The organism is Streptosporangium sp. NPDC023825 (assembly GCF_040639575.1).
In the GTDB taxonomy this organism is placed as follows: domain Bacteria; phylum Actinomycetota; class Actinomycetes; order Streptosporangiales; family Streptosporangiaceae; genus Streptosporangium.
In genome coordinates this window covers 97,657-104,128 of record NZ_JBFAAE010000027.1, presented here as the reverse complement: position 1 = coordinate 104,128, position 6,472 = coordinate 97,657, and the positions used below count along the sequence as shown (strand labels likewise).

The 6,472-nt window shown below is 70.8% G+C and carries 8 protein-coding genes; all 8 read right to left on the bottom strand.

The window, feature by feature from the left end:
• Positions 1 to 686: hypothetical protein (locus AB0G15_RS23645; protein WP_362843405.1), on the bottom strand; the 686-nt coding region annotated here is incomplete at its 3' end.
• A 31-nt stretch (positions 687 to 717) separates the two neighbouring features.
• A complete protein-coding gene (locus AB0G15_RS23640; protein ID WP_362843403.1) occupies positions 718 to 1,605 on the bottom strand; it encodes a hypothetical protein in 888 nt (295 codons plus the stop codon).
• Between the two features lie 248 nt (positions 1,606 to 1,853).
• Positions 1,854 to 2,285: a PPOX class F420-dependent oxidoreductase gene (locus AB0G15_RS23635; protein ID WP_362843400.1), complete on the bottom strand. Its 432-nt coding sequence runs from the start codon at positions 2,283 to 2,285 to the stop codon at positions 1,854 to 1,856.
• 235 nt (positions 2,286 to 2,520) lie between these two features.
• Complete coding sequence (locus AB0G15_RS23630) at positions 2,521 to 3,792, bottom strand: YibE/F family protein (protein WP_362843397.1); 1,272 nt, start codon at positions 3,790 to 3,792, stop codon at positions 2,521 to 2,523.
• 332 nt (positions 3,793 to 4,124) lie between these two features.
• A complete protein-coding gene (locus tag AB0G15_RS23625) occupies positions 4,125 to 4,673 on the bottom strand; it encodes a hypothetical protein (RefSeq protein ID WP_362843394.1) in 549 nt (182 codons plus the stop codon).
• Complete coding sequence (locus tag AB0G15_RS23620) at positions 4,670 to 5,137, bottom strand: hypothetical protein (protein WP_362843391.1); 468 nt, start codon at positions 5,135 to 5,137, stop codon at positions 4,670 to 4,672. The genes AB0G15_RS23625 and AB0G15_RS23620 overlap by 4 nt, the downstream gene beginning before the upstream one ends.
• Positions 5,138 to 5,171: 34 nt before the next feature.
• A complete protein-coding gene (locus tag AB0G15_RS23615; RefSeq protein WP_362843388.1) occupies positions 5,172 to 5,954 on the bottom strand; it encodes a hypothetical protein in 783 nt (260 codons plus the stop codon).
• Between the two features lie 25 nt (positions 5,955 to 5,979).
• Positions 5,980 to 6,465, bottom strand: a complete 486-nt coding sequence (locus tag AB0G15_RS23610; protein ID WP_362843385.1) for a hypothetical protein — start codon at positions 6,463 to 6,465, stop codon at positions 5,980 to 5,982.
• Positions 6,466 to 6,472 lie beyond the last annotated feature (7 nt).

Sequence of the window (6,472 nt, the reverse complement as noted above, 5' to 3'; positions counted from 1 at the left end):
CGCTCGGCGTCGGCCACGTGGCCCGCGTAGCGTTCCAGGGCCTCCACCCGGGCGAGGACGGCGGCCTCGCTGGCGGCCAGCGCCCGCTCCAGCGGCGCCATGGCGGCGGCCACCTCGGGCGTGCTGCCGCCGTACACGAACTCGTGGTGCTCGTTGCGCAGCGCGGAGAGCTTGGTCAGCAGCCGGGCGATCTCCCACTCCTGCGCGGGCAGCATCACCGAGTTGCGCACGCTGTCGAGCATGCCCATCGCGTTGACCCGCGAGCGCAGGATGTAGTCGATCGCCTGCTGGGTCCGGTCGAGCAGCTGCCCGGCGTTGTAGTCGAAGTCCTCGGCGGGCAGCAGGTAGCGGCCCTCGTACCAGCGGGCCTCGCGGTAGAGCTCGTGCTCGATCGTCTCCGGCTCCGCCGGCTCGCGGGCGGCCAGCAGGCCGACGAAGACCACGAAGACGAGCAGCGCGAGCATGAAGAACAGCAGCTGCCCGACGTCGGCGAGGAACATCAGGCACACCAGGAAGATCGCCGCCACCCCGCCGCCGACGTTCAGGAACCGCCCGGGCAGGCGCGAGTTGGGCGGCGGAGGCTCGGGGCTCCAGCCGGCGCGGATGCGTGACAACATCGACGCGTGCCGGCGGAACAGGTCGGCGGTCTTGGGAGGGACTTCAGGATCGACCACCACTCGCCGCACAGGCTCGCACCTCCGTTCGATCACATTCACGTCAGCCGTCGAGATGGCGGAACGCCTCGTGCGCCGAGCGTACGCTCTCGCGGAGCGCTCGCCGAAGCATGTCGGCGTCGTCGCTGAGATGCCCGATCTCCGGTACGGAGAACCTGGCCGCGCCCGTCTCGGCGACGAGCTGCTCGTACTCGGGCAGGTGCGCTCGCAGGACCTCGATCTGTCCCTGGGCGCGCAGTGCCCGCTCGGCGTCGGCCACGTGGCCCGCGTAGCGTTCCAGGGCCTCCACCCGGGCGAGGACGGCGGCCTCGCTGGCGGCCAGCGCCCGTTCCAGCGGGGCCATGGCCGCGACCACCTCGGGGCTCCTGCCTCCCCTGGCGAGGTTGTGGTGCTTGGCCCGCAGCGCGGAGAGCTTGGTCAGCAGCCGGGCGATCTCCCACTCCTCGGCGGGCAGCATCACCGAGTTGCGCACGCTGTCGAGCATGCCCATCGCGTTGACCCGCGAGCGCACGACGAAGTCGATCGCCCGCTGGACCCGGCCGAGCAGGTGCCTGGCGTTGTGGTCGAAGTCCTCCAGGATCAGGAAGCGCCCCTGCCAGTGCCGCGCGTGGGCGTACAGGATCCGTTCGACGGAGTCGGCGGGCGAGGGCTTCCTCACGAGGTAGACCACCCCGAGGATGAAGAGGTACAGGCCGATCAGCGGGGTGAGCAGCAGGACGGCCGCCGAGAGCGGAGCGCCGAGGGCGAAGAGGCTGGCCGCCGCGAGGGCCGCCGTCCCGCCGAAGACCCCTATGAGCACTCCGGGGATCCTGGGGTCGTCCTGGTCCCTGGGCGGGCGCCCGGTGCGGAGGCGGTAGAGCAGCGGACCGTTCCGGCGGAAGAGCTCGGCGACATCCCTGGGCACCTCAGGATCGACCACCACGCGCTGCACAGGCTCGCCCCCTTTGCCGTGTTTCAAGAGCATAGCGATTAACCATGTTTCAGGTCATGCGTCCTTACATGGTGCCTCTCCATCGTCGGCTATCGCGTGCCAAAAGACGATCCGGACGATTGTCCGGAGATCGTCCCAGGTCGGAAGGGGGGCGGCTCCGGAGGCGGGCCCGGGACGCCGCCCGGCCGGGACCCGCCGGGCCGGTCGCCGGCGCGGACCCGGGCACGCGGGACCTCTCCGGAGCGCTGTCAGCGGATCCTGGCGCCGTACACGTGCTCGACCGTCATCACCATGAGCACCCTGCGGTCCGACACCATCACCGACCGGTACTCGTCCCAGTCCGGATGCTCCCCGGCGGCGAGGCGGTAGTAGCCGACCAGCGCCTCGACCTCGGGGCCGCGGGGGTCGGTTCCCGGCCCGGTGAGCGTCGCGGTGCCCTCGGCGGTGGCCCACGACCAGCCGTCGGGGGCGGTGACCTCCAGGGTGGCTCGCGGGTCCCGGCGCAGGTTCGCCGTCTTGGCGCGGCCCTCGGTCATCGAGACGTAGACGACATCGGCCTCCTGGTCGTAGAAGGGCATGACGGGGGAGAGCTGGGGGCGGCCGTCCGGCTTGATCGTCGCGAGGACACCGAGCCGGCTTTCCGCGAGCAGCGTGCGCGGATCGAATGATGTGGCGGTCATGTCCAGGGCCAAGTCGCGGCCGGAGGCCGGTTATTCCCCCTGTTTTCCGCGAGACGGGGCCGGGGCCGGTCGTGGCGCCGATGAGGGGGGCCGGTGAGGGGAATCGGTGAGGGGAAAAGGCCCGGTCACCCGGAGGGCCGGACGGTGAGCCTGTGATCGCGCTGCCGGTCCCCGGGAGGGCGCGCGATGCTCTCCGCCGGCCGGTGGCCGCGAAAGCCGCCCGTCGCGCGGGCCGCTACGAGCGGGTGACGGAGCCGGTCAGGGGGTCCGTCCGCCGCCGGTGGCGCGCCGTGGCCAGTGACCGGTGGTCGGGGGCGGCCCGCCGGGCGCTGGCCAGCGCGGCCAGGGCGGTGGTGATCGGGACGGCCGCGATGAGTCCCAGCGTGCCCACGACGCTGCGGACGATCTCGGTGGCGATGACCGGATTGGTCACCACCTCGCCGATGGGCTGGTCGCCGACGCTGACCAGCAGGAGCAGCGGCAGGGACGCGCCCGCGTAGGCGAGGATGATCGTGTTGATCACCGAGGCGATATGGGCTCGGCCGACCCGGGCGGCGGCCCGGTACAACTGGGCGAAGGTGTAGCCGGGATTGGCGTGCGCGAGTTCGGTGACGGTGACGGCCTGGGTGACGGTGACGTCGTCCAGCACGCCGAGCGAGCCGATGATGATGCTGGCCAGCAGCAGGCCCTCGGTGTTGATCCGGTAGCTGACGTCCAGGTAGAACGAGCTCTCGTCGGTGATCCCGTTGAGCTGGGCGATGCCGATGGCCGCGTACGAGAGCACGCCGGTCAGGCTGAGGCTGATCAGGGTGCCGACCACGGCCATCGAGGTGGGGATGGTGAAGCCGTGGGTGAGGTAGAGCACCGCGAGCATGATCGCCGCGGCGCCGACGATGGCGACCAGCAGCGGCTGCTGTCCGGTCAGGATCGCCGGGATGACGAACAGGAGAAGCAGCACGAACGTGATGGCCAGCCCGACCAGCGCCATCACCCCGCGCCAGCGGCCGAAGGCGATCACCGCCGCCGCGAACGCGACACCGGCCAGCCACAGCGGGGAGGACCGGTCGTGGTCGGAGATCTGGTACGGCGGCATCTCCAGCTCACCGCCGGGGGTGTGGATGAGGATCACGTCGTCGCCCGCGGCGAACTTCTGCGAGCCGGGCCCGCTGGGCAGGCCGCTGGTGACGAAACGGCCGGTCTGCGGCCCGCTGGTCAGCTCGACCTTGGCGTCGCCGCAGATGGCGGGGTCGACCGGCGGCTGCCGGCCGGGGGGCTGCCCGTCCGCGGGCGGCTCCTGCGGGCACGGGGTGAGGGTGACGGCTGTGATCGTCCCGGTCACCCGCTGCAGGCCGGTCGGCGGCTGGCCGGTGGAGGTGAGCTCAGGGGGCCACAGCCAGATCAGGGCGGTCAGCGTGGCCAGCGCCAGGGGAACGATGACGGCCAGCGTCGCCCACACCGTGCCACGAGAACTCGGGGCGGCCGGGCCGTGGGAGTGGTTGGCACCCATGGTCGAAAGAGCTCTCCTTGGACGGGAAAGGAGAAAGTACCGCACCGCGGAGGTGATCGTGTCGCCGTATGCCGGTGTGACGGGAAGTCCGCGCCGGCGCACTCGCGACGGTCGTGCCGGGGCGCCCGCCGCCGTCCGCCGCGGGCGGCGGGGGTGGCGGGGCGGCGGGGGCTCGATCCGCTGCCGGGCCCCGCCGGCCGGTTCACCTCGCCGTACCACGAGAGATCGTCTCGCATCCGCGGGATCGGGGGCGCGTACCGGCAGGTCATGGCCGCCGCCGGGCGGCCATGACCTGCGCCTTCACCACACCGCGCCCGCGGACCCGGGGGCCGTCAGACGGGCAGCACCCGCAGGGCGGGATAGCGGACCGAGTTCAGGTAGAGCTTGTCGGTGCCGTGTTTCTTCTCCAGCTCCAGGACGAGCCGGTAGCGGTAGAGCCCCGGCCGGGCGTCGCTCATCACCGCACCGGCCCAGTAGTAGTAGACGGCGGTGTACTGGTCGCGCATCCGGTCGGGAGCGCCGTAGACCTTGAGCTCGGTCATGATCCGGCGTTCGGCGACGTCGTCCTCGTCGCCCTTCTCGATGTCGAGGAAGACGATGTTGTTGATCTTCGGCATCGGGGGCCAGGTGCCGTCCGCTCCGCGGTGCATGTCGATCGGGCGGATGATCCAGTTGATCACCTGACCCTGCTTGCAGATGGTCTCCAGGTGGTCGGCGCCCTGCCCGATCCCGCCGACGCTGTTGTCCATCATGTAGAGGCAGCCTTCGAGGGACTTCGTCGCGGCGGCCCGCTCCATGTCGACGAGGGTCACCACGTTCAGCTGGACGGAGTTGAGCTGGCCGCGATCGGCGAAGTCCGTGGCCGCGTACGCCTGGGTCATCGGCCTTCCTTTCCCTCGCTGGCGGGACCGGCCAGGGTCGGCCGGGCGGTGGGGGTGAACGGCGTGCCGACGGTGCCGAGCAGGAACGAGAGCCGGTACGGGACCGGTTCGGTGAGTTCCTGCTTGACCTCGGCGGTCCAGAACACGATGTCGGTGCCGGGGTACACCTTCTGCGTGGGCTCGGCGATCCGGGGGTCGATCTCGATGTCGCTGAGGGACACGTAGGTCTCGCACTCCAGCGGGATCACGTTCCACAGCAGGGTGTCGCCCTTGCGTACCCGGCTGTGCAGCGCGGGGGTACCGAAACCGGTGGACCCCGCGGCCTTGTTGGTGTCGTAGAAGTAGAGGTTGTCGTCCAGGTTCTCCGACGCCAGCGCGGCCACCGGGTCGACCACCGCGGTGATCGTCACGGGCCGGGCGGGCCGGGCGGGCTGACGTTCTGGCTGCTTGTTCCTCGGGGGCATGCGGCTCCTCCGCTCGAAAACGCTCCGGATCGGGTCAGCGGACGGCCGGGACGGCGGGGAGGGGGAGCACGCCCACCCCGGCACCGGTGAACCCGTTTCGCTTCGGGTCGTTGATGATCTTGAGGCTCGACGTGCAGGTCAGGTCCACGGACTGCCAGACCATCTCGTCGTTCTGCTCGACCAGCTCGTGCAGCTGGACGTGCACCGTGTACGGGTAGACCCCCGGCCGGCTCGTGTCCACGGTCGCGGCCCAGTACCAGCCGTCGTAGATCATGTCGGGCGACCCGTACTGGGCCGGATACATGATCTTCTCGGTGACGGCCTCGCCGGTGATGTCGGTGATCACCGGAGCCGGGTAGTTGTACGCGCCGGGGCTGCTCGTGGTCTTGCCGGTGACGTCCAGCAGCTTGGCCGCGGTGAGGCCGCGTCCGCCGCTCGACGTGGCGGGGCGCTTGCCGACCCGCCGCTGCAGCCGCTTGAGATCGGTGTCGCTCACGCCGTCCTCGGTGCTGAGCGAGGCCAGCTCGTTCAGCGTGCGCCGGTCGTCGGCGCGCTCCTGCTCGGCCAGGTAGTTGCGCGGCACCGTCGGGGGGATCGACCCCAGTGCCGCGGGCAGCCAGTTCAGCACCTGCTCGGTCGCCTGCGACCCGTCGAGGAAGTGGGTGCCGGGCACGATCGTCACCAGCTGCTCGGTGCCCACCCCGGCCGAGCCGAACAACTTCATGTTGTCGAACCAGTACGTGTTGCCGTCGAGCGACCGCGTCCGGAGCGCGTTCTCGACGTCGAAGAGCACGATGATCCCGTGTTGCTGGGCCATGGAACCGCCTTTCGCAGAACGTGGCTCACACGCGCAGCAGCGCGGGCGAGTCGATGTGCAGCACGCTGTTGGGGCCTTCGTGGAGCCTGAGGGAGAGCCGGTAGCGGTACGGGACGCCGGGCGTCATGTCGTAGGGCACGACGCCCTCCCACACCAGCAGGTCGTGGTTCTCGTATCCGTTGGAACCCATGGCGTCGACCCTCGCCCCGGGCACGGCACCGGGTGCCGGCACGGTGGAGGACTCCGCCGGGTGCGGTGGCGCGGCCTGGCCGGCCGGGCCGGACAGGAACTCGATGGCCTGGATCTCGACGGGGGTCTGCACGTCCACGTGGATGGGCGTCCACTGGACGACCTGCCCCGGGGCCACCGCCGTGATGAGGTCGGGGGTCCCCTGGTGCCTGCTCCCCGCCGAGCTGTCGTCGACCAGCGAGAGATTGCCGTTGTGCAGCGTCCGGTCGGACAACGCCCCGACGGCGTCGACCATCACGACGATGCTGATCCTCTGTTTCATCGATCCT

Coding starts and splice junctions, on each gene's coding strand:
- AB0G15_RS23625 (WP_362843394.1), bottom strand. CDS start 4,673: ATGACCCAGGCGTACGCGGCCACGGACTTCGCCGATCGCGGCCAGCTC.
- AB0G15_RS23620 (WP_362843391.1), bottom strand. CDS start 5,137: ATGCCCCCGAGGAACAAGCAGCCAGAACGTCAGCCCGCCCGGCCCGCC.
- AB0G15_RS23635 (WP_362843400.1), bottom strand. CDS start 2,285: ATGACCGCCACATCATTCGATCCGCGCACGCTGCTCGCGGAAAGCCGG.
- AB0G15_RS23630 (WP_362843397.1), bottom strand. CDS start 3,792: ATGGGTGCCAACCACTCCCACGGCCCGGCCGCCCCGAGTTCTCGTGGC.
- AB0G15_RS23615 (WP_362843388.1), bottom strand. CDS start 5,954: ATGGCCCAGCAACACGGGATCATCGTGCTCTTCGACGTCGAGAACGCG.
- AB0G15_RS23610 (WP_362843385.1), bottom strand. CDS start 6,465: ATGAAACAGAGGATCAGCATCGTCGTGATGGTCGACGCCGTCGGGGCG.